19 protein-coding genes, 1 rRNA gene and 1 riboswitch are annotated in these 22,711 nt (G+C 70.2%); of the genes, 14 read left to right on the forward strand and 6 right to left on the reverse strand.

The window, feature by feature from the left end:
• The 11 genes from rrf to ACGFW5_RS19210 all read left to right on the forward strand — a co-directional run.
• A 5S ribosomal RNA gene (gene rrf / locus ACGFW5_RS19160) occupies nucleotides 1-91 on the forward strand; the annotation flags it as partial.
• A gap of 182 nt (nucleotides 92-273) precedes the next feature.
• A complete protein-coding gene (locus ACGFW5_RS19165; protein WP_393835428.1) occupies nucleotides 274-882 on the forward strand; it encodes a CDP-alcohol phosphatidyltransferase family protein in 609 nt (202 codons plus the stop codon).
• A gap of 114 nt (nucleotides 883-996) precedes the next feature.
• On the forward strand, nucleotides 997-3,492 hold the full coding sequence (locus tag ACGFW5_RS19170) for a sugar phosphate nucleotidyltransferase (protein WP_393835429.1): 2,496 nt from the start codon (nucleotides 997-999) through the stop codon (nucleotides 3,490-3,492).
• Nucleotides 3,493-3,580: 88 nt separating this feature from the next.
• Entirely contained in the window at nucleotides 3,581-4,513 is a 933-nt protein-coding gene (locus ACGFW5_RS19175) for a DUF881 domain-containing protein (protein WP_393835430.1), read from the forward strand.
• Nucleotides 4,510-4,842, forward strand: coding sequence for a small basic family protein (locus tag ACGFW5_RS19180; protein ID WP_003970459.1), 333 nt, complete (start codon nucleotides 4,510-4,512; stop codon nucleotides 4,840-4,842). Before ACGFW5_RS19175 ends, ACGFW5_RS19180 begins: the two co-directional genes overlap by 4 nt.
• A 5-nt stretch (nucleotides 4,843-4,847) precedes the next feature.
• The gene (locus ACGFW5_RS19185; RefSeq protein WP_393835431.1) at nucleotides 4,848-5,657 is read left to right on the forward strand and encodes a DUF881 domain-containing protein; all 810 of its coding nucleotides are present in this window, start codon (nucleotides 4,848-4,850) and stop codon (nucleotides 5,655-5,657) included.
• Nucleotides 5,658-5,739: 82 nt separating this feature from the next.
• Nucleotides 5,740-6,642, forward strand: a complete 903-nt coding sequence (locus tag ACGFW5_RS19190) for an FHA domain-containing protein (RefSeq protein ID WP_393835571.1) — start codon at nucleotides 5,740-5,742, stop codon at nucleotides 6,640-6,642.
• A 21-nt stretch (nucleotides 6,643-6,663) separates the two neighbouring features.
• Nucleotides 6,664-7,407 carry a MerR family transcriptional regulator gene (locus ACGFW5_RS19195; protein WP_393835432.1) on the forward strand — a complete coding sequence of 248 codons (744 nt, stop codon included), beginning with the start codon at nucleotides 6,664-6,666 and terminating at the stop codon, nucleotides 7,405-7,407.
• A 53-nt stretch (nucleotides 7,408-7,460) separates the two neighbouring features.
• Nucleotides 7,461-7,934, forward strand: coding sequence for a bifunctional nuclease family protein (locus ACGFW5_RS19200; RefSeq protein WP_006123076.1), 474 nt, complete (start codon nucleotides 7,461-7,463; stop codon nucleotides 7,932-7,934).
• Nucleotides 7,935-8,279: 345 nt separating this feature from the next.
• Complete coding sequence (locus ACGFW5_RS19205) at nucleotides 8,280-8,867, forward strand: MerR family transcriptional regulator (protein WP_393835433.1); 588 nt, start codon at nucleotides 8,280-8,282, stop codon at nucleotides 8,865-8,867.
• 71 nt (nucleotides 8,868-8,938) lie between these two features.
• Entirely contained in the window at nucleotides 8,939-10,549 is a 1,611-nt protein-coding gene (locus ACGFW5_RS19210) for a DNA polymerase IV (protein WP_393835434.1), read from the forward strand.
• On the opposite strand, the gene ACGFW5_RS19215 is transcribed toward ACGFW5_RS19210, so the two are convergent.
• Entirely contained in the window at nucleotides 10,465-10,842 is a 378-nt protein-coding gene (locus ACGFW5_RS19215) for a PRC-barrel domain-containing protein (RefSeq protein WP_393835435.1), read from the reverse strand. The two genes, ACGFW5_RS19210 and ACGFW5_RS19215, sit on opposite strands and share 85 nt — an antisense overlap.
• Before the next feature lie 135 nt (nucleotides 10,843-10,977).
• Nucleotides 10,978-11,085: riboswitch (glycine riboswitch) on the forward strand.
• Between the two features lie 193 nt (nucleotides 11,086-11,278).
• Here ACGFW5_RS19215 and gcvP point away from each other — a divergent pair.
• Nucleotides 11,279-14,164, forward strand: a complete 2,886-nt coding sequence (gene gcvP / locus ACGFW5_RS19220; protein ID WP_393835436.1) for an aminomethyl-transferring glycine dehydrogenase — start codon at nucleotides 11,279-11,281, stop codon at nucleotides 14,162-14,164.
• Nucleotides 14,165-14,284: 120 nt separating this feature from the next.
• Here the strand turns inward: gcvP and ACGFW5_RS19225 are convergent, their stop codons facing one another.
• Nucleotides 14,285-14,491, reverse strand: coding sequence for a DUF5999 family protein (locus ACGFW5_RS19225; protein WP_393835572.1), 207 nt, complete (start codon nucleotides 14,489-14,491; stop codon nucleotides 14,285-14,287).
• 330 nt (nucleotides 14,492-14,821) lie between these two features.
• On the reverse strand, nucleotides 14,822-15,409 hold the full coding sequence (locus tag ACGFW5_RS19230; RefSeq protein WP_393835437.1) for a hypothetical protein: 588 nt from the start codon (nucleotides 15,407-15,409) through the stop codon (nucleotides 14,822-14,824).
• A gap of 489 nt (nucleotides 15,410-15,898) precedes the next feature.
• Here ACGFW5_RS19230 and ACGFW5_RS19235 point away from each other — a divergent pair, with 489 nt between their 5' ends.
• Entirely contained in the window at nucleotides 15,899-17,419 is a 1,521-nt protein-coding gene (locus ACGFW5_RS19235; protein WP_393835438.1) for a glutamate--cysteine ligase, read from the forward strand.
• Between the two features lie 310 nt (nucleotides 17,420-17,729).
• On the opposite strand, the gene ACGFW5_RS19240 is transcribed toward ACGFW5_RS19235, so the two are convergent.
• Nucleotides 17,730-19,520, reverse strand: a complete 1,791-nt coding sequence (locus tag ACGFW5_RS19240) for a substrate-binding domain-containing protein (RefSeq protein ID WP_393835439.1) — start codon at nucleotides 19,518-19,520, stop codon at nucleotides 17,730-17,732.
• A 183-nt stretch (nucleotides 19,521-19,703) separates the two neighbouring features.
• On the opposite strand from ACGFW5_RS19240, the gene ACGFW5_RS19245 reads away from it, so the two are divergent.
• Nucleotides 19,704-20,486 (forward strand): CPBP family intramembrane glutamic endopeptidase, encoded by a 783-nt coding sequence (locus ACGFW5_RS19245; RefSeq protein WP_393835440.1) that lies wholly within the window; start codon nucleotides 19,704-19,706, stop codon nucleotides 20,484-20,486.
• Nucleotides 20,487-20,536: 50 nt separating this feature from the next.
• On the opposite strand, the gene ACGFW5_RS19250 is transcribed toward ACGFW5_RS19245, so the two are convergent.
• Nucleotides 20,537-21,373 carry a PhzF family phenazine biosynthesis protein gene (locus ACGFW5_RS19250; protein WP_393835441.1) on the reverse strand — a complete coding sequence of 279 codons (837 nt, stop codon included), beginning with the start codon at nucleotides 21,371-21,373 and terminating at the stop codon, nucleotides 20,537-20,539.
• 400 nt (nucleotides 21,374-21,773) lie between these two features.
• The gene (locus ACGFW5_RS19255) at nucleotides 21,774-22,541 is read right to left on the reverse strand and encodes a dienelactone hydrolase family protein (RefSeq protein ID WP_393835442.1); all 768 of its coding nucleotides are present in this window, start codon (nucleotides 22,539-22,541) and stop codon (nucleotides 21,774-21,776) included.
• Between the last annotated feature and the right edge of the window lie 170 nt (nucleotides 22,542-22,711).

Raw genomic sequence — 22,711 nt, forward strand, 5'->3', positions numbered from 1 at the left:
GCCCGGTTACATTCCGAACCCGGAAGCTAAGCCTTTCAGCGCCGATGGTACTGCAGGGGGGACCCTGTGGGAGAGTAGGACGCCGCCGAACAAATTGTGGGAAAAGCCCTGCACCAGACCGTAGAAATACGGTCATGGTGCGGGGCTTTTTCGCGTTCCGTTGCGCAGGGGAGTGCCGGTGAGCTCCTGCCCGTACCCCTGTGCATCCATTGGCCCTCGCTGACGGTAGGGTCGGGGGGTATCGTCGGCACATTTCCCACAGGAGGCCCCCGGGTGGAGGTCCAGGAGACTCGCGTTCAGACGGACCGGGTGCTCACCATCCCCAATATCCTCAGCATGGCGCGCCTCGTCGGCGTACCGGTCTTCCTGTGGCTGATCCTTCGCCCCGTTTTCGGCGGGCCGAACGGCGATGGCTGGGCGCTGCTGGTGTTGGCGCTGAGCGGCATCAGCGACTACCTGGACGGGAAGCTCGCCCGTCGCTGGAACCAGATCAGCAGCCTGGGGCGGTTGCTCGACCCGGCAGCCGACCGCCTGTACATCCTTTCCACACTCGTGGGCCTCACCTGGCGCGAGATCCTGCCGCTCTGGTTGACCGCTGCCCTTTTGGCCCGCGAGTTGATGCTTCTGGTGATGGTGGGAATCCTTCGCCGGCACGGCTATCCGCCGCCCCAGGTGAACTTCCTGGGCAAGGCCGCCACGTTCAACCTGATGTATGCCTTCCCGTTGCTGCTGCTCAGCGACGGAAGCGGCTGGCTGCCCTCCCTCGCGACGATTTTCGGATGGGCGTTCGCCGGATGGGGTACAACTCTGTATTGGTGGGCAGGAATCTTGTATGTGGTTCAGGTCCGCCGACTGGTGAAGGCGGACGTAGCGGCCGACTGAGCTCGGCGCCCGCGGATCCCGGTGTAGAGCCGGCAGCATCGCACGGCGCCATACGGACTGCCCGCAGGGCGAAGTCGGCAAGACTGTTGTCTCTTCAAGGAGGACGCTTCCGACATGAAGGCCGTCGTGATGGCTGGTGGCGAGGGCACACGTCTTCGCCCCATGACCTCAAGCATGCCCAAGCCGCTTCTGCCGGTCGTCAACCGGCCGATCATGGAGCACGTGCTGCGGCTGCTCAAGCGGCATGGGCTCAATGAGACCGTCGTGACCGTGCAGTTCCTGGCGTCGCTCGTCAGGAACTACTTCGGTGACGGGGAAGAGCTCGGCATGGAGCTCACCTATGCCAACGAGGAGAAGCCCCTCGGTACCGCGGGCAGTGTCAAGAACGCCGAGGAAGCCCTCAAGGACGATGCCTTCCTGGTCATCTCGGGTGATGCCCTCACCGACTTCGATCTGACCGACCTCATCAATTTCCACAAGGAAAAGGGCGCACTCGTCACGGTGTGCCTGACGCGTGTGCCCAATCCGCTGGAATTCGGCATCACCATTGTTGACGAAGAGGGAAAGGTCGAGCGCTTCCTGGAGAAGCCCACGTGGGGGCAGGTCTTCTCCGACACCGTGAACACGGGCATCTACGTGATGGAGCCCGAGGTCTTCAACTACGTGGAGGCCGACAAGTCCGTCGACTGGTCGGGCGATGTCTTCCCGCAGCTCATGAAGGAAGGCAAGCCGATCTACGGCTATGTCGCCGAGGGCTACTGGGAGGACGTCGGCACGCACGAGAGCTACGTCAAGGCGCAGGCCGACGTGCTCGAAGGCAAGGTCGACGTCGACATCGACGGTTTCGAGATCTCCCCGGGCGTATGGGTCGCGGAAGGCGCCGAGGTCCACCCCGACGCCGTCCTCAAGGGCCCCCTCTACATCGGCGACTACGCGAAGGTCGAGGCGGACGCGGAGATCCGCGAGCACACCGTCGTGGGGTCGAACGTGGTCGTCAAGAGCGGCGCCTTCCTGCACAAGGCCGTGGTGCACGACAACGTCTACATCGGCCAGCAGAGCAATCTGCGCGGCTGTGTGATCGGCAAGAACACCGACATCATGCGGGCCGCCCGGATCGAGGACGGCGCCGTCATCGGAGACGAGTGTCTGGTCGGTGAGGAATCGATTGTCCAGGGGAACGTCAGGGTCTACCCCTTCAAGACGGTCGAGGCCGGTGCGTTCGTCAACACCTCGGTGATCTGGGAGTCGAGAGGCCAGGCCCATCTCTTCGGCGCCCGAGGGGTCTCCGGCATCCTCAACGTGGAGATCACACCGGAGCTCGCGGTACGTCTCGCCGGTGCGTACGCCACGACCCTCAAGAAGGGGTCGACCGTCACCACGGCGCGTGACCACTCACGCGGCGCGCGTGCCCTGAAGCGGGCCGTCATCTCGGCGCTGCAGGCCAGCGCCATAGACGTACGCGACCTGGAGAACGTGCCGCTGCCGGTCGCGCGTCAGCAGACCGCGCGGGGCACGGCGGGCGGGATCATGATCCGTACGTCGCCGGGTGTGCCCGATTCCGTGGACATCATGTTCTTCGACGAGCGGGGCGCGGACCTCTCCCAGGCCGGGCAGCGCAAGCTCGACCGGGTCTACGCGCGCCAGGAGTACCGGCGGGCCTTCCCGGGGGAGATCGGCGATCTGCAGTTCCCCTCCAGCGTCTTCGACTCGTACACCGGGTCGCTGCTGCGCAAGGCCGACACCGCCGGGATCGCCGAGGCCGGCCTGAAGGTCGTGGTCGACGCGTCGAACGGAAGCGCCGGTCTCGTGCTGCCCAGCCTGCTGGGCCGGCTCAAGGTCGACTCCCTGGTGATCAACCCCGGTCTTGACGAGTCGCGGCCCACGGAGTCCGCGGAGAGCCGACGGGCCGGGCTCGTGCGGCTCGGGGAGATCGTCGCGTCGGCGCGTGCCGCGTTCGGCGTGCGGTTCGACCCGGTCGGTGAGCGGCTTTCGCTGGTGGATGAGCGCGGCCGGATCGTCGAGGACGACCGGGCGCTCCTGGTCATGCTGGACCTGGTGGCGGCCGAGCGGCGCAGTGGCCGCGTGGCGCTGCCCGTCACGACCACCAGGATCGCCGAGCAGGTCGCGGCGTACCACGGCACGCAGGTCGACTGGACGACGACGTCGCCGGACGATCTGACGCGCGTGGGCCGCGAGGAGTCCACGATCTTCGGCGGTGACGGTCGCGGCGGGTTCATCGTGCCCGAGTTCAGCAGCGTCTTCGACGGAGCGGCGGCCTTCGTGCGCCTCCTCGGCCTGGTCGCGCGCACCCAGCTCACGCTGAGCCAGATCGACGCGCGGATCCCGCAGGCGCACGTGCTGCGGCGGGACATCCCGACGCCGTGGGCGGTCAAGGGCATGGTGATGCGCCGGGTCGTCGAGGCGGCGGGCGGCCGGTCCGTCGACACGACCGATGGCGTACGCGTCGTCGAGGCCGACGGGCGCTGGGTCATGGTGCTGCCCGACCCGGCCGAGGCCGTCACCCATCTGTGGGCCGAGGGGCCGGACGACGTATCGGCCCAGGCGCTGCTCGACGAGTGGGCCGCGGTGGTGGAGAGCGCAGGTCACTGACGTTCTGCGGGTGTGCCGGGCCGGACGGGGAGGTCCGGCCCGGCACACCGGTGGGGCCATTCGGTGGTAGCGGGGCCGACGTGCGACGATGTGCGGCATGCCGCAGCAGCCCCCCGTTCGGAGCACGCCGTCTCCGCCTCCGCGTCCCGACGCGTCGATGTCGCTGCTGACCAATGTCATGGACCACGCGCTCGACGACGGATACGCCGAGGCGACCGCGCGCCGCGAGGCCGAGGGCGGGGCCGGGATGCCGCGCACCCTGCGCGCCAAGCTCGCGCTCGCGGCCGGGCTCGTGCTCGCCGCCCTGGTGGTGACGGTCGGGGCCGCGCAGGCCCGCATCACCGCCCCCGTGGTGGCCAAGGAGCGCCAGGAGCTGATCAACCGCGTCGAGTCGGAGACCAAGGCGGCCGACAAGCTCCAGAGCGATGTGGACGCCCTGCGGACCGACGTGGGGGACCGTCAGCGCAAGGCACTTGAGAAGCACGGCGGTGACCAGGGCGAGCTCGTGGCGCTCCTGTCGGGAGCGACCGAGGTGCACGGTCCGGGGGTGAAGCTGGTCGTCGACGACGCCAAGGACACCGCGCAGGGCGACGGAAGCAGGCCGCGCGAGAGCACGACGTTCGCGGACACCGGCCGGGTGCGCGACCGCGACATGCAGCGCGTGGTCAACGGGCTGTGGCAGTCCGGCGCGGAGGCCATCGCCATCAACGGGCAGCGCCTGACATCGTTTTCGGCGATCAGGGCCGCGGGCGACGCCATACTGGTCGACAACAGGCCGCTGGTGCCGCCGTACACGGTGCTCGCGGTGGGGGACGGCAAGAAGCTCAGCACGGCCTTCCAGGACAGCGCGGACGGCCAGTATCTGCATGTGCTGCAGCAGAACTACGGGATCAGGGCGAGCATTTCGGCCGAGTCCGACGTCCGTCTCCCGGCGGCTCCGAGCCTGACCGTACGTACAGCACAGCCAATGGCCACGGGCGCCGCTCCGGGCGCGGCCGCCACAGGGAAGGGCACATCGTGATCGCCGTACTTGGCCTCGTCGTGGGCGTCGTGGTCGGACTTCTGGTCCGGCCCGAGGTGCCCGCGGTGGTCGAGCCGTATCTGCCGATCGCCGTGGTCGCGGCACTGGACGCGGTCTTCGGCGGGCTTCGCGCCATGCTCGACGGCATCTTCGTCGACAAGGTCTTCGTCGTCTCCTTCCTGTCGAACGTGGTGGTCGCCGCGCTCATCGTCTTCCTCGGCGACAAGTTGGGCGTCGGAGCGCAGCTCTCGACCGGTGTGGTCGTGGTGCTCGGCATCCGGATCTTCTCCAATGCGGCCGCCATCCGTCGTCACGTCTTCAGGGCGTGAGGCCGATGAGCGACGTGGAGAACACCGGTCAGGGTGACGGCGACGAGGAACGGCCCGTCACCACCTCGGGTGAACCGGGCGCCACGAAACCGGCGCTGACGGGGCGCCAACGGCTCGCCGCGGGGTTGTGGCCGCCGCGGGTCAGCCGTGCGCAGCTCATCGTGGCGCTGCTGCTGTTCGTTCTCGGCCTGGGCCTTGCCATCCAGGTCCGTTCCAACAGCGACAACAGTGCGCTGCGGGGCGCCCGCCAGGAGGATCTGGTGCGCATCCTGGATGAACTGGATTCCCGCACCAAGCGTCTTGAGGATGAGAAGCAGCGTCTGGACGGTCAGCGCACCGAGCTGGAGACGAGCTCCAACCAGGCGGAGGAGGCGCGCAAGCAGACCGTGGAGAAGGAACGGCAGCTCGGTATTCTCGCCGGCACGGTCGCCGCGCAGGGCCCCGGCATCACGTTGACGATCGGCGACCCGCGGGGCGCGGTCGAGTCCGACAAGGTGCTTGACACCGTGCAGGAACTGCGGGCAGCGGGGGCGGAGGCGATCCAGATCAACGACGTCCGCGTGGTGGCGAGTACGTACTTCTCGGACGAGACCGGGGGCATCGGGGTGGACGGCAAGAAGGTGAGCGCGCCCTACGTCTTCAAGGTGATCGGCAGGCCGCAGGATCTGGAGCCGGCGCTGAACATCCCCGGCGGAGTGGTGCAGACTCTGGAGAAGGAGCAGGCCACCGCCACAGTGGTCCGCTCGGAGAAGATCGTCGTGAACGCCTTGCGGGTGGCGAAGCGGCCTGACTACGCTCAGTCGTCCTCGCACTGATGGAGGCGGGCGTGAGAGTCGCCGGACAACGGCAGGGGGTTGCGGGGGGTCGCCGCTCCGTAACAGTGGTGCGTGGTGGAAACTGTTTGGCGGATACGGACGTTGTGAGGATGTCCGGTTCGGCAGGTGTGTTGATTCTGGGTTCGTCCTGCCCCACGGGCGGGTCTATTTCGGTCAAGGGGAATCGCCCGTGAAGTTGTTTGCGAAGTTGTTCGGCAAGAGCGCACGCCAGGAGGGCGGCAGCGCCGCCAGGCACCGTGCTCAGCGCCCCGAAGGGACGGAGGAGCGGGGCGGCGAGCGTCCGCTGTTCCGCGACGAGGTGGCCGGTTCCGGGGGTGACATTCCGGGCGCGTCGTCTGTTGACCCTGCCGGTGCAGGGCGCATAGGTTCCGACCCGTATGCCACCAGTGCCCATGCGGTACCGCCGCGGCAGGAGGATCCGTCGATGTCGGGCTTGCCTGTTTGTACGAGGTGTGGGCACAGCAACCCCGCAGCCAGCCGTTTCTGTTCCAACTGCGGTGCCCCGCTGCGCCCCGGTGTCGTGCCGGAGCGCGCCTCCGAGACCACCTCGACCATCTCGATCTCGGGTCTTGAGGCGTACGACGCCGAGGTGACCGGTCAGACGCAGCTGCCGTCGCTCTCCCCGGAGGCACAGGCCGCTGTCGACGCCCTGCCGCTGGGCTCGGCGCTCCTGGTGGTGCGCCGCGGGCCGAACTCGGGAAGCCGCTTCCTCCTGGACGGCGAGCTGACCACGGCCGGCCGTCACCCGCAGAGCGACATCTTCCTGGACGACGTGACGGTCTCGCGCCGCCATGTGGAGTTCCGGCGGGGTGCCGACGGGCGTTTCACGGTCTCCGACGTCGGCAGCCTCAACGGCACCTATGTGAACCGTGAGCGGATCGACGCCGTCGACCTGGCCAATGGCGACGAGGTCCAGATCGGCAAGTACCGGCTGGTCTTCTACGCGAGCCAGCGCGCTCTCTGAGAATCCAGCCAGGGAAGGTCCATGCTGCAGACACCGACGGGCGGTGCCGGATCCGGCACCGCCCCCGCGGGCGGCCGGCTGATGAGCATCGGCGGCGTGCTCAACCAGTTGCGGGACGAATTTCCCGAAGTGACCATCTCGAAGATCCGCTTCCTGGAGTCCGAGGGCCTGGTGGAACCGCGGCGTACGCCGTCGGGGTACCGCAAATTCACCGCCGGGGACGTCGAGCGGCTGGCCCAGGTCCTGAGGATGCAGCGGGACCACTATCTGCCGCTCAGGGTCATCCGCGAGCACCTGGACGCGCTCAGCCGCGGCGAGCAGCCCTCGCTGCCGGCGCCGGGGGGATCCCGGGAGCCGTTCGACGCGCTGGGCGAGCCGGATCCCGACCGGCCCACGGCCGCCCGGGTGGGCCGGGCGGAGCTGATGGCGGCCGCCGAGGTCACCGAGGCGGAGCTGGCCGAATGGGAGTCGTACGGGCTGCTCACGCCGGGGCCGGAGGGCGGTTTCGAGGCCGAGTCGGTGAACGTGGCACGCCTTGTGGCGGATCTGGGGCGATTTGGTCTGGAACCGCGCCATCTGCGGGCCATGAAGGCCGCCGCGGACCGTGAGGCGGGCCTGATCGAGCAGGTCGTGGCACCCCTGCGTTTGCACCGCAATCCGCAGACCAGGGCCCATGCGGAGGCCACCACCAAGGAGCTCGCGGCGCTCTCCGTGCGGCTGCACGCGGCGCTCGTGCAGACCGCCCTGGGTGTCCGGCTTCACTGATCTTGTAGGTGCCCGACTACCCAAACCTGCCGAGCACGTCCTAGGGTTGCTGTGTGAACGAGCTCGACGTCGTGGGTGTCCGGGTGGAAATGCCCTCCAACCAACCGATCGTGCTCCTGCGTGAAGTGGGAGGCGATCGGTACCTCCCCATCTGGATCGGTCCAGGGGAGGCGACCGCGATTGCCTTCGCCCAGCAGGGGATGGCTCCGGCGCGGCCGCTGACGCACGACCTTTTCAAGGACGTGCTGGAGGCCGTGGGCCAGGAGCTGACCGAGGTCCGCATCACGGACCTGCGCGAAGGCGTCTTCTACGCGGAGCTGGTCTTTGCCAGTGGGGTGGAGGTGAGCGCCCGGCCGTCCGACGCCATAGCGCTGGCACTGCGCACCGGCACGCCGATCTACGGCAGTGACGGGGTCCTGGACGACGCCGGCATCGCCATCCCGGACGAGCAGGAGGACGAGGTGGAGAAGTTCCGCGAATTCCTCGACCAGATCTCGCCCGAGGACTTCGGAACCAACAGCCAGTGAGGGCCACCGGCCGCTGAGATCCAGCAGCCGGCCGGATCACGGCGAATCCCGTCGGGTCCCGGCGAATCCCGTCGGTTGCCGTCGGGTCCCGTTGGATCCGGCCGGATCCGACAGCCGGTGAGCACCGCAAACGCGTGATCCGGCGGCCCTGGGAGCGGTGCCGCGCGCGGCAAGTGCGCTGGTGACGTTTCGGCACATTCGAGTAGCTTTTCCCGCAAGAGAGTCACGGGAAACCACCCTCAGGGTGATTATCACTCGGCGTGCCGAGTGTGGCGATCGTTGACGCACCCCGAGTGACTGCCTACCGTCGAGTGGGCAGGTCAAGGACGGAGGGTCGGCGTGAAAATGAGCGGCGACGGTACGGCAGGGGGCGCTCCCGGACGACGTCCGGGAGAAAACGGGCCGTACCCGCTTCACGGCGGTGCGGACGATCCGGCCACCGAGACCATCGGATACCGGGGGCCGACCGCGTGCGCGGCGGCGGGCATCACCTACCGACAGCTCGACTACTGGGCGCGTACCGGCCTGGTGGAGCCCAGTGTGCGTCCGGCCTACGGCTCGGGCACCCAGCGTCTCTACAGTTTCCGGGACGTCGTCGTCCTGAAGATCGTCAAGCGTTTCCTCGACACCGGTGTGGCCCTGCAGAACATCCGCGCCGCCGTACAGCACCTGCGCGAGCGCGGATTTCGTGATCTGGAGCGGATGACGCTGATGAGCGACGGGGCCACGGTCTACGAGTGTTCGTCGCCGGACGAGGTCGTGAACCTGCTCCAGGGCGGCCAGGGCGTCTTCGGGATCGCCGTGGGTGTGGTGTGGCGGGACGTCGAGGCGGCCCTTTCGCAGCTGCACGGCGAGCGCGTCGACACGGGGGAGACCCTGGTCGGGCACAATCCCGCCGATGAGCTGGCCAGGCGCCGCAACCGGGCGGTCTGACGCCCTGACGGCGGCGCCGCGCCCGATCGGCAGTGGCGTGATTGTCAGTGGCGTACGGCAGCATCGAAGATGTGAGAGCCGCGCCGACCATCCTGCATCTGGACATGGATGCCTTCTTCGCCGCCGCAGAGCAGGCGTCGAAGCCGAGCCTGCGCGGAAAGCCGGTCGTCGTGGGCGGTCTCGGGCCGCGCGGCGTCGTCTCGACGGCGTCGTACGAGGCGAGACGGTTCGGGGTGCGCTCCGCGATGCCGATGGCCCAGGCCAGGCGCCTGTGTCCCAATGCCGCGTATCTCGTGCCGCGCTTCCAGCTGTACCGCACGATCAGCGAGCAGGTGATGGAGCTGCTACGAGGCCTGTCGCCGCTGGTCGAACCGCTGAGCCTGGACGAGGCCTTCGTGGACCTGGAGGCCGGCGGGGTGGCCTTCGGGGCGTCGGCGGCGCGGGAGGCCGGTGAGCGGCTGCGCAGGGACATCAGAGCGGTCACCGGGCTCAGCGGCTCGGTCGGCCTCGCCGGATCCAAGATGCTGGCCAAGATCGCCTCGGAGGGGGCCAAGCCGGACGGGCTGCTCTTGATACAGCCCGGCACCGAGCGTGAGCTCCTGGCCCCGATGCCGGTGCGCACCCTGCCGGGCGTGGGCCCCGCCACCGGGGAGCACCTGCGGCGGGCCGGGATGACGACCGTGGCCGACCTCGCGGAGGCGGGTGAGGACGAGCTCGTACGGCTGCTGGGGAAGTCGCACGGGGCGTCGCTGTACCGCATGGCCTCCGGGTTCGACGACCGGCCCGTGGTGGCCGAGCGCGACGCCAAGTCGGTGTCCGTGGAGGACACCTTCGATGTCGACCTGCACGACCGGGTGCGGATCACGACCGAGGTCGGGCGGCTCGCGGAGCGCTGTGTGCGGCGGCTGCGGGACTCGGGGCACTCCGGCCGCACCATCGTGCTCAAGGTCAGGCGCTACGACTTCTCGACACTGACCCGGTCCGAGACGCTGCGCGGGCCCACGGACGACGTGGCGGTGGTGCGCGAAGCGGCCGGGCGGCTGCTCGACTCCGTGGACACCACGGGCGGCGTGCGTCTGCTCGGTGTGGGGGTCACCGGGCTCGCGGACTTCACGCAGGAGGACCTGTTCGCCCAGGCGGCGGGGGAGCGGGCGGCGCACGAGGAGCCGCAGGACGAGGAGGCGGCCGTGGCCGCGCAGACCGAGGCCGTGGAGGACCCGGCTCAGCGGCGCTGGCTGGCCGGGCACGACGTGCGGCACAGCGAGTACGGCCCGGGGTGGGTGCAGGGCAGCGGCGTCGGGCGCGTCACCGTGCGCTTCGAGACCCCGACGGCGTCGGCGCCGGGGCGGGTGCGGACATTCAGGGTGGACGATCCCGGCCTTACGCCATCGGAGCCGCTGGCCCTGGTGGAGAGCACGGAGGCGGATGCGGGGGCGGACACCGAGGCGGATACGGGCGCGGACACCGGCGCGGGCACCGGGGAGGACACGGCGGCGTGCCCGGGGGCCGGCACCGGGGAGGCGGAACGGTGCGGCCGGGCGGCGGCCGCCCGTGAGGGCGACGCGGGAGAGGCGAGCGTGGGCAGGGACGAAAGGGGTCAGGAGTCGCCGCCCGCGAGCCGGCCGAAGTCACGGTCGGACGGCGGCGGGCCGGGATCGGGGGCCGCGATGTCCAGGCCGTAGTGGTGATAGAGCTGAAGCTCCTGGTCGGGGGAGAGGTGGCGGCCCACGCCGAAGTCCGGCGCGTCCTTGATCAGGCCGCGCTCGAAGGGGACGTGAAGCGCCTCGCCGATGACGGTGCTCGGGTCCAGGGGGACGAAGGCGTCGCGGCTGAAAAGACCGGTGCGCACGGCGGCCCACTCCGGTGCGCCCGTCGCATCGTCGAGGTAGACCTCGTCCACCGTTCCGATCTTGCGTCCATTGCGGTCGTATGCCTTGCGGCCGATCAGGCTGCGCGGATCGATATCGGTCTGCACGGTCCCTCCAATTGGTCGCAACTGGTTACAACTGCTCCATAAGCACTACAAAAGTGCACATCCGGGGTGTTGGCCACTTGAGCAGTTGAACAAAGAATCGGCTCGGAGCGCGCTGGTAGGCTGGCAAACGGCTGCTGACCCCGTGCGGGAGAGCCCTCCGGCGTACTCCTTGAGTGCACTGGCGGGCGCCGAAGGAGCAAATCCTCCCCGGAATCTCTCAGGCCCACGGACCGCACGGACGAGGTCACTCTGGAAAGCAGGACGGGGTACGTACGGGCATCGCTGCCCGGACGGAACCTTTCCTCACCGACGGTGAAAGCCGGGTCGCCATCATGCGCCCGGTGAAGCTCTCAGGTTGAGATGACAGAGGGGGAGGCCGTCCGGGCACCCGCGCCGTGGTGCCCCTCGCAGGTCGTGCGACCAGGAGGCCTCCGTCATGACCGCCAACCGCATTCCGCTCAGTCAGCTGGAGCGTGGCATTCCCTTCGAGCAGCGCCACATCGGGCCCGATGCCGAGGCCCAGGCGAAGATGCTCGCGCAGGTCGGATACGGCTCGCTCGACGAGCTGACCGCCGCTGCCGTTCCCGACGTCATCAAGAGCGCCGGGGCGCTGGGGCTGCCCGATGCGCGGACCGAGGCCGAGGTGCTGGCCGAGCTGCGACAGCTCGCCGACCGCAACCAGGTGCTCGCCCCCATGATCGGCCTGGGCTACTACGGCACGTTCACGCCGCCGGTGATCCTGCGCAACGTCATGGAGAACCCGGCCTGGTACACGGCGTACACGCCCTACCAGCCGGAGATCTCGCAGGGCCGCCTTGAGGCACTGCTCAACTTCCAGACGATGGTCGCCGAGCTGACCGGCCTGCCGACCTCGGGCGCCTCGCTGCTCGACGAGGGCACCGCCGCCGCCGAGGCCCTTGCGCTCTCGCGGCGCGTCGGCAAGGTCAAGGGCGGGGTCTACCTCATCGACGCCGACACCCTGCCGCAGACCGTCGCCGTGATCCAGACACGCGCCGAGCCGACCGGTGTCGAGGTCGTCGTCGCCGACCTGAGCGAGGGCATCCCGGCCGAGGTCGCCGAGCGCGGCGTCTTCGGCGTGCTGCTCCAGTACCCCGGTGCCTCCGGCCAGGTCCGCGACCTCAAGCCGGTCATCGACGCCGCGCACGAGCTGGGCGCGATCGTCACCGTCGCCGCCGACCTCCTCGCCCTCACCCTCCTCGCCTCGCCGGGCTCGCTCGGCGCGGACATCGCCGTCGGCACCACCCAGCGCTTCGGCGTCCCGATGGGCTTCGGCGGCCCGCACGCCGGCTTCATGGCCGTCCAGGAGAAGTTCGCCCGCAGCCTGCCCGGCCGCCTGGTCGGCGTCTCCGTCGACGCCGACGGCAACAAGGCCTACCGTCTGGCCCTTCAGACCCGCGAGCAGCACATCCGCCGCGAGAAGGCCACCAGCAACATCTGCACCGCCCAGGTGCTGCTCGCCGTCATGGCCGGGATGTACGCCGTCTACCACGGCCCGGACGGCCTGAAGCAGATCGCGCAGCGCACCCACCGGTACGCCGTGCTGCTCGCCGACGGCCTGAAGGCCGCCGGTGTCGACGTCGCCCACGAGGCCTTCTTCGACACGCTGACCGTCCGCGTGCCGGGCAGGGCAGCCCAGGCCGTCGCCGCCGCCCGCGAAGGCGGGGTCAACCTCCACCTGGTCGACGCCGACACCGTCACCATCGCCTGCGACGAGACCACCACGCGGGCCCAACTGGGCGCCGTGTGGGCCGCGTTCGGCGCCGACGCCGATGTGGAGGCGCTGGACACCACGGCCGCCGACACCCTGCCGGCCGCCCTGCTGCGCAGCGACGACTTCCTGACCCATCCGGTCTTCCACCAGCACCGCTCCGAGACGGCGATGCTGCGTTATCTGCGCAAGCTGGCCGACCGTGACTACGCGCTGGACCGCGGCATGATCCCGCTCGGCTCCTGCACCATGAAGCTGAACGCGACGACCGAGATGGAGCCGGTGACCTGGCCCGAGTTCGGGCAGATCCACCCCTTCGCGCCCGTCGACCAGGCCGCCGGTTACCTCACGCTCATCCGCGAGCTGGAGGAGCGCCTTGCCGAGGTCACCGGGTACGACGCCGTGTCGATCCAGCCCAACGCCGGCTCCCAGGGCGAACTCGCGGGCCTGCTCGCGGTCCGCGCCTATCACCGCGCCAACGGCGACACCCAGCGCACCATCTGCCTCATCCCGTCCTCCGCGCACGGCACCAACGCCGCGAGCGCCGTGATGGCGGGCATGAAGGTCGTCGTCGTCAAGACCGCCGACGACGGCGAGGTAGACGCCGCCGACCTGCGCGCCAAGATCGAGCAGTACCGCGACGAGCTCTCGGTCCTGATGATCACCTACCCGTCCACGCACGGTGTGTTCGAGGAGCACGTCGCCGAGATCTGCGGCCTGGTCCACGAGGCCGGCGGCCAGGTGTACGTCGACGGCGCCAACCTCAACGCGCTGGTCGGGCTCGCCAAGCCGGGCAAGTTCGGCGGCGATGTCTCGCACCTCAACCTGCACAAGACGTTCTGCATCCCGCACGGCGGCGGCGGCCCCGGCGTCGGCCCGGTCGGCGTGCGCGCCCACCTCGCGCCGTACCTGCCCAACCACCCCCTCCAGCCGTCCGCCGGCCCGGCCACCGGCGTCGGTCCGATCTCGGCCGCCCCGTGGGGCTCGGCGGGCATCCTGCCCATCTCGTGGGCGTACGTACGTCTCATGGGCGGTGAAGGCCTCAAGCGGGCGACCCAGGTCGCCGTGCTCGCCGCCAACTACATTGCCAAGCGTCTGGAGCCGCACTACCCGGTGCTGTACACGGGCCCCAACGGACTCGTCGCGCACGAGTGCATCGTGGACCTGCGGCCGCTGTCGAAGTCGACCGGCGTCAGCGTCGACGACATCGCCAAGCGCCTGATCGACTACGGCTTCCACGCGCCGACCATGTCGTTCCCGGTGGCCGGCACGCTGATGATCGAGCCCACCGAGTCCGAGGACCTGGGCGAGATCGACCGGTTCTGCGACACGATGATCGCGATCCGCGGCGAGATCGAGAAGGTCGCATCCGGCGCCTGGCCGGCCGACGACAACCCGCTCGCGAACGCCCCGCACACCGCGGCCGCGCTCGGCGGCGAGTGGAACCACGCCTACAGCCGTGAGGACGCCGTCTTCCCGGCCGGTGTGTCGGCCGCCGACAAGTACTGGCCGCCGGTGCGCCGCATCGACGGTGCCTTCGGCGACCGCAACCTGGTCTGCTCCTGCCCGCCGCTGGACGAGTACGACCACTGATCCGCACATGCGTGAGGGCCGGTTCGGGGTGCGTTCCCCCGGGCCGGCCCTTGTGTGTCCGTACCGGACGAGTCCGCCGCGGACCCCTCGGTACGGGAACTGCTGCCCGTACGAGGCCGCCTAGGCGGCGGTCGCCACCTGCTCCGCGGTGAGCGACCGGTGCGGGGCGATGATCTGCCCGTCCGGAAGGAGCTCACCGGTGTCCTCGAAGAGCAGGACGCCGTTGCACAGCAGGCTCCAGCCCTGCTCCGGGTGGCGTGCCACGGGCCTCGCGGCTTCCCGGTCGGCGGAGAAGGCTGTCGGACAGGCTGGCTTGTGCTGGCACATGGATGCGTTCTTTCGCTGCGTCGTGGTGAGTGTGCTGCGGCTTGATGCGTTGTTCATGGCCGCCCCCCGTAGTCAGTCGGTCGGTCGATCCCAGTGTTGCCCCACGGGAGTCAATCCGCAGGGATTTCGCGGCAGCGCTTCCTACTGCTTACTGACGTATCACCCGTGCGGACGGTTCAGTTCAACTGCCCTGTCTTTTCGGGTGGTTCTGGCGTGGCCCGACGGGACTAGCCCGGATGGCGCAGGAGCGCGTACGCAGCATAGACACACCAGGCCCCGCGACCACACCGGTCGCGGGGCACATTTTTTCGGGCGGCGTCGGGCGTCGGCTCAGACGGCCTGCCCGAGCAGCGGAGCCGGGGTGAGACGCAGAGTCAGTACGGGCAGGAGCTCGCTGACGCGCAGCGGGCGATGGGAGCAGATGCCGGGCGGGGCGGGGGCGAGCGGCACCAGGAGGTCGTGGGGCGCGGGCGCGCCCGACGCGCCGTCCGCGGTGGTGTCCTCGTGCAGCCACAGCGTGAGCATGTACAGCTCGGGGACCGAGAGGAGCCGGGGCTGGTAGTGGGTGGCGAGGAGTTCGGCCTGGCGCAGGGCGCGCCCGGTCGAGGCGATGTAGGGGCCTTCGAAGAAGTGCGAGAAGGCCCAGCCGTCCGGGGTCAGCCGGGTGTCGGCGGCGGCGACCGGATGGTCGCGGTCGCTGATCAGGAAGCGCCATCCGGCCAGGCGGGTGCGCGCGGCCCGGCCGCCCGAGGTGATTCCGTCCAGCACATGGAGCGGGAGCGGGAGTTCGGGGGTGAGGGGGCCTGGGGCGGAGCGGAGGGCCGGGGTGCGGGCCTCGCGGACGGCGGTGGGGGAACCGAGTGCCGCGAGGACGCTGCGCAGGGCGGGCGCGGGGGCCGGGGGGACATGCAGCGGCATGGTGGGTCGCCTCTCACTTCGGAGACACGGTGATGCGTGGGCAGTGCGGACGGCGCTGTCTGCGGTGCGGGGTCAGAGGGGGGCCGACGAAGGATGGCCGGGGGCGCCAACTCTCTGCCTCGTTTGCAGAGTTTATACGACACGTGTTCACACAGTGTTTCGCCTAGCTGTCGTCGATATTGCCCGCAAGGCGGTATCGAGTCCTTCTGTACGGGTGATTGACCCGGGGGAATGTCCGGCCCGGGGCTTCGACCTGGAAAGGTTCCCCGGCGGTGGTCGGCCGAAACGCGTCCGTGTTTTTCACCATTGCCGAGAAGGCGGTAACTGCACGTTGCTGTATGCCCGATGAATGTGCCGGAGGCCGTGGCACCAGACGGTACTCCTCCGGTGCTCCTCGCGCAGGCGTTATGGATCAGTCAGCGTGGGCATTATCGACCCTGACGCGAGCGGCCGGTGTTGCCGGCCGCCCATTCGAGGAGGGACCCTTCGATGGGGGAGAAGGTCGTGGCAGGCGGATTCGACCTGTCCGATCGGCACCGCTACCGGGAGAAGCTGCGGCAGTGCCTGGAGGGACTTGGGACACTGCTGGCGCAGAAACGGTTCGACCGGCCCAGGAACCTGATGGGGCTGGAGCTGGAACTGAATCTCGCGGGTCCCGACGGTATGCCGCGCATGATGAATGCCGAGGTGCTGGAGCGCATCGCGAGCAGGGATTTCCAGACCGAGCTCGGAATGTTCAATCTGGAAGTGAACATTGCGCCGCACCGGCTCGGCGGCCGCGTATTCGATCAGCTGGCAGAGGAGCTGCGCACGGGTCTCGGGTATGCCGACCGCAAGGCCGCCGAGGTCGACGCGGGCATCATCATGATCGGAATTCTGCCGACGCTGTCGCAGCGCGATCTGGTGTCCGCGAACCTGTCCGACGTCGACCGCTACGCCCTGCTCAACGATCAAATAGTGGCGGCCCGCGGCGAGGATTTCACGCTCGACATCCAAGGAGTCGAGCGACTCGTCTGCACATCCGCCTCGATCACTCCGGAAGCGGCCTGCACCTCCGTGCAGTTGCATCTGCAGGTGACACCGGCGCGGTTCGCCGCGGTGTGGAACGCGGCGCAGGCGGTCACGGCCGTGCAGATCGCGGTGGGGGCCAACGCGCCGTTCCTTTTCGGCCGGGAGCTGTGGCGCGAGTCGCGTCCGCCGCTCTTCGAGCAGGCCACCGACACCAGGCCGGCCGAGCTGCGCGCCCAGGGCGTGCGTCCGCGCACCTGGTTCGGGGAGCGCTGGGTGACGTCCGCGTACGAACTCTTCGAGGAGAACCTGCGGTTCTTCCCGCCGCTGCTGCCCATCTGCGACGAGGAGGAGCCGCTGCGGGTCATCGCGGACGGCGGCGTGCCGCAGCTCAAGGAACTGGTGCTGCACAACGGCACGATCTACCGCTGGAACCGGCCGGTGTACGGGATCGCCGACGGCGTGCCGCACCTCAGGGTGGAGAACCGCGTGCTCCCGGCCGGGCCCACCGTCAGCGACGTCCTGGCCAACGCGGCCTTCTACTACGGCCTGGTACGAGCCCTCGCGGAGGACAGCCGGCCGGTGTGGACGCGGCTGCCGTTCGCGTCAGCGGCCTCCAACTTCGACGCGGCGTGCCGATACGGCATCGAAGCCGAGCTGCTGTGGCCGGTGCCGAGGCGCGGCGGCGGTGTCGCCCGGGTGCCCGCGGTCAAGCTCTTGCGGGAGGAGCTGCTGCCGCTCGCGGCGGCCGGTCTCGACGCGTGGGGAGTGGCGCCCGCCGACCGGGACCACTATCTGGGCATCATCGAGGAGCGGTGCCGACGGCGCGTCAACGGGGCGTCCTGGCAGGTCGACACCTACCACCGGGCGCTGGCGGCCGGGCTCGGCCGGGAGGCGGCGCTGGCCGCCACCACCCGGCGCTACCGGGAGCTGATGCTCGCGGGCGAACCGGTGCACACCTGGCCGACGGGCTTCCCGGGCCCGCAGGCCCGGGAGGGCTGACCGCGTGCGGCCCGCAGGCCCGGCAGCGCTGACTGTGTGCGGTCGGCTTGCCCGCGTGGGGCCCATGCGGGGCCGGTCCTGGTCTACGGGTCTTCGCGGCCCGCAGGCCCGGCAGCAGCGCTGACTGTGTGCGGTCGGCTTGCCCGCGTGGGGCCGCCGGGGGGCTGGTCTGGGCCAGCGGGGGTCTTCGCGGCCCGCGGGCCCCGCAGCGCCGGCCTTGCGCGGCCGACTGGCCCAGTGGTGGCCGACGCGGGGCCGGTCCTGGTCGACGGGTCTTCGCGGTCGGGGCCGACCCTCGGCGCGCGGTCCTTCAACGTCCTTCGCGGCTCTGTGCCCGGCCGAGCTCCATGATCGCCTCAAGGATCACGGCCTGGACGCCGGCCGGGTCGTTCACCCGGTACGCCGCGCCGCCGGTCGCCTTCGCGATCCCCCGCACCTCGTCCGCATCGGCCTGCGGGCCGACGGCGACGGCGATCAGCGGCACCGGTCTCGCGGGGTCTCTCAGCTTGCGCAGCCGCGAGACGAGGTCGGCCCGCGACATGCTTCCCGGGTCCTCGTTGGCGCCGTCGGTGAGCAGCACCACCGCGTTGAACTTGCCCGGCGCATACGTCGAGGTCGCCTCCTGGTATGCGGCCAGCGTCGTGTCGAAGAGGCCGGTCCCGCCGTCGGGCACCGGCTGGAGGGCGGCGAAAGCCTGGGTGAGCCGGTCGCGCTGGGTACGGCCCCCGCCCGCCGGATCGCCGAGCCGGGCGGTCGGCACCAGCCGACGGTAGTCGTGCGAGCCGTCGAGGTGGGTGGCGAAGTCCCACAGACCGATCTCGTCGTCGGGCGTGAACTGTGAAAGCGCCCGCGTCAGCGAGGACTTGGTGACGTCCATGCGGGAACGCCCGCCCGCGCCCGGCACCGGGGTGGCCATCGAAGCCGAGGCGTCCACCACCGTCGTCAGCCGTGCGCTCTGCACGGTGATCGTCCACATGCCGAGCGCGTCCTGGAGTTCCTGCGCCGACGGCGGCTCCGCGGTCGCACTCGCGTACGGCTGGGGGGAACGGGCGCCGGCCGCCGATGCGACCTGTTCCGCGGCAGGACCTCCGGGGGTACGGAAGCCCGCTTCGCCCAGGACACGCAGGGATTCGGGATCGCCAAGCAGGGTCATGAAGCGCATCGCGGCCCGGCTCTCGTCGGTGCTCATCCGCGCCTCGCGGACCATGGTGTACGGATAGTCGAGCTGGGGTGCGCCGTCCTCGGGGTAGAAGAGCCGCAGCCGCTGCGCCGTCCCGTGTGCGGCGTTGTACGTGAAGGCCGCCTGTTCGGACAGGACCAGTGCCTGGTTGCGCCGCGAGTCGTCAGAGCCACCCGAGCCGCCCGAGCTGCCCGATGCGAGTGTCTTCACCGCCTCCGCGTCGTCGGCGTAGACCCGCCGCGCAAGCAGCTTGGCGAGGGCGGCCGTCCGCGTGTCGCCGTCGGCTCCCGCGCTCGCCGCCGACTTCCCGACGCAGCTCAGGGCGAGCAGTCCGGAAGCACTGCGAGCGGGGTCGGCCGAACCGAGTCCCACCGTGTCGTCCTGAGCGGTGGCGGTGGCCAACTCCGCCCACGTGTACGTCTTCCTGGGCCAGCCGAGCGTCTGGGCGGCCCGGGGGAGGACCGCGAGGGCGACCGGCGAGGCGGCGACGTGGCCCGCGGTGAGCACGTTCGCGGAGGCGTCCTTGGCCCGGTCGATCCACAGCGAGGCGTCGGGTATCCACACCGAGAAGTCGGGTTTGGCGGCGGAGGCGAACGAAGCGGCGACCTCGTAGGAGTCACGGGCGCTCACCCGCACGTCCATGCACGAGCCGTCCGAGGTGATCTTGTCCCGGCGGGCCCGGTCGGCGACGGCCCTGACGGCGGGCGCCACATCGGGCGAGGCGACCAGATCGAGCCGTACGGCGGAGTCCGTGCAGGAGCGGCGGAAGGAGAGCACCCCGCGCTGGACCGCGACGGCCGTACCCCCGGCCACGGCCATCACGAGAACCGTGGCGAGGGCGACCGTGCGCCGGGAGGCGGCCACCCGGGTGGCCCCGCTGCTCGCGGACGCGGCGTCGTCGGGCAAGCTGTGACGTCCCATGGCGGTGGTGCCCCTCCTTGAATGGTGAACAAGGAAAGGGGGACCGCGCCATCGCAATGGCGCCCGTCCCCCGGCCTGTCGCGCGCGATCTTCGTAATGTCCTTCGAGACCCTAGCGGGGCGGCGGTGGGGATGGCACGGGATTCGTCAACTGGAGGCAGGTGTGCAGGTGGAGGTTGAGCGGGTGGCTGTTTCTCTTCCCGAGGAGGGGAGTTCACCGCAGATCCTGCGGTCCGAGACCCTGCTCGTCCTGGCGCTCTCGCTCGGCGCGAGCGGAGTGTCGGCGCTGATCAGCTTTGTCGGATCGCTCACCAAGCCGGGCGGTCTCAAGCACCAGGCGGCGCACCTCAACACCTCGTACGCTCCCGGGCGACCGTGGCTCGACCTCGCCTGGCAGCTCTTCGGCATCGCGACGGCGCTCGTGCCGGTCGCGCTCGTGGCGCACCTTCTGCTGCGCGAACGGGCCGGCGGTCTGCGGGCGCTCGGCTTCGACCGTACGCGGCCGTGGCCGGACATCGGCCGGGGTGTCCTGATCGCCGCCGGGATCGGCAGCGCGGGGCTCGCCTTCTACCTGGTGGCGCGCGCCGCGGGCGGCAATCTGACCGTCGTACCCGAATCGCTGCCCGGCGTCTGGTGGAAGTACCCGGTACTCGTGCTGTCGGCGCTCCAGAACGCCGTACTCGAAGAAGTGATCGTCGTCGGATATCTGCTGCGCAGGCTCGGCCAGTTGGGGTGGACGCCGATGGCCGCGCTGGTCGCGAGCTCCGTGCTGCGCGGCTCGTACCACCTCTACCAGGGCGTCGGCGGCTTCCTCGGCAACATGGTGATGGGCGTGGTCTTCGTGCTGCTCTACCGGCGCTGGCGGCGGGTCGGCCCGCTCGTGGTGGCGCATGCGCTCCTCGACATCGGCGCCTTCGTCGGGTACGCGCTGCTCGCGGGCAGGGTGAGCTGGCTGCCCACCATGTGAGGCGGGGGAGCGGGGCACGGTAAGGGGCGTTCGGCCATTGCCGGCGCCCCTTACACGTCGGCGGCGTGCTTGCGGGGTGCGGTCAGGAGTTCGCCGTCGATGACGGTCACCGCGCGTCCGGTGAGCAGGGTGCGCTCACCACACAGTTCGGTGCGGACGAGGCCGGAGCGGGCCGAGGCCTGAAGGCCGGTCAGTTCGGCACGGCCCAGGCGCGCCGACCAGAACGGAGCGAGCGCGGTATGGGCGCTGCCCGTGACCGGATCCTCGTCGATGCCGACGTTGGGGAAGAAGCAACGGGACACGAAGTCGTACCCGGCGCCGGGATCCGCCGCCGCGGCCGTGGCGATGATGCCGCGCCGCGAGTGCCGTCCCAGGGTGCGGGCGTCGGGCGCGAGGGCGCGTACGGACCGCTCGTCGGCGAGTTCCACCAGCAGGTCGCCGATGTCCGGCGAGGTGTCGTGGACCGACACGACCTCCGCGCCCAGCGCCTTCGCGAGGCCGTCCGGTACGGCTTCCTCCGTCAGGGACGAGGTGGGGAAGTCCAGGACGATCGCGCCGTCGTCCTGGGCCCTCGCGGTGAGGATGCCGCAGCGCGCGGCGAACCGTACCGTCCCTGTGGCGGCCCCGGTGGAATGCAGGACGTGCGCCGTGGCCAGCGTGGCGTGGCCGCACATGTCGACCTCGGTCGCCGGAGTGAACCAGCGCAGCGCCCAGTCCGCGTCACTGCCGGGCGGCAGGGGGTGGGCGAAGGCGGTCTCGGCGTGATTGACCTCCCGGGCCACGTCCTGAAGCCAGCTGTCGGCCGGGAAGCCGTCGAGCAGGAGGACCCCGGCCGGATTGCCGGCGAAGGGACGGTCGGTGAAGGCGTCGACGATTCGGATGCGCATGGCGACACCGTACGGGGTGGAAGACACCGGGAACCAAGGCCAATTCGGGACGGCCGGCTTGATGTGCGGGACCGTCCTTGCGTACGGAGGTTGGCGGACGCGGCGGACGCGGCGGGTGTCACGGGTGTCACGGGTGTCACGGACGCCGCGCCGTCTGCCGAGCCCGTGGCCATGCCATCTCGTCCCGCGGCTGACCCGCCGGGGCCGGCCGCGGCCCGGGCAGACGCGACCGAGCCGAGGACGACGGCCCGGGCCCCGGCGGGTCGGCGGTCCTTCGCCGCGGAGGCGGGAGACCGCCCGGCCGCTCACGAACCCCGGGACCGGGTTACGCGCTCACGAACCCCGGGCCGGCCTGCGCGCTCACGAGCCCGAGGCCCGAGGCCCGAGGCCCCAGGCCCGCCTACTGGCCGAGCTCACTGGCGAACAGATCGCGTACGCGGCTCCAGGAATCCCGTGAGGCGGCCTCGTCATAGGGCTCACGTCCTGGAAAGAAGAAGGCGTGCTGGGCGCCCGGGTAGACGATTTCCTCGTGCCGCGCCCCGGCCGACGTGAGCGCTTCGCCGATCTGGCGACGCTGGTTCTCGTCGATCACGTGGTCGAGTTCGGCGAAGAACATGAGCATGTTGACGTCATGGTCGGCGATGCCCTTGGTCGCCACCTCCAGGAGCGGTTCAGGCCGGCTGAGCGCGGTGCCCGTGGTGGGCAGCCACCCCGGGTAGAAGATCGCGGCCGCGGCGAGGTCGAGCCGGCTCGCCGCGAAGTAGGCGATGTGGCCACCGAGGCTGAATCCCAGGACGCCGGTCCTGTGGGCGGCGTGCGCGTGGTCGCGGACGAAATCGAGGGCGGCCCGCAGATCTGTCTCCACGCCGTCCCGGGTCAGCCGGCCGAGCAGCCCGAAGGCACGCTCGCGATTGGCCGCGCTCTCCGCCAAACCCGTGGCGGTCTCCGGGCCGGAGCGGTGGTACAGGTTCGGAGCTATCGCGACGTAGCCGAGCGCCGCGACCTGCCTGACCACGTCACGTACGTCATCGGTGACGCCCCATAGTTCGGCGCACACGAGCACGGCCGGGTGCTCACCGCTCCCGGCCGGACGCGCCAGGTACGCGGACATCGGCAGGGCGCCGCCCACCTCGATGTCGACCTCTTCGGAAACGATCTCGTACGTCATCGCTGTCACTCCCACCCTGGTGATCGAGCTCCGTATCGTGGCAGAACGTTCACCGTGCGCTGTCACCCGGGGCCTTCGTACGCGGCCAAGTGCGGTGGGAACAGGGTTGGTTCGGGCGGCGGGAACGAGCGGGACGCACCATCCGGACGCAAGCGCCGGGACGCAGGGAA

The organism is Streptomyces sp. NPDC048416 (assembly GCF_043200435.1).
Classification (GTDB): domain Bacteria; phylum Actinomycetota; class Actinomycetes; order Streptomycetales; family Streptomycetaceae; genus Streptomyces.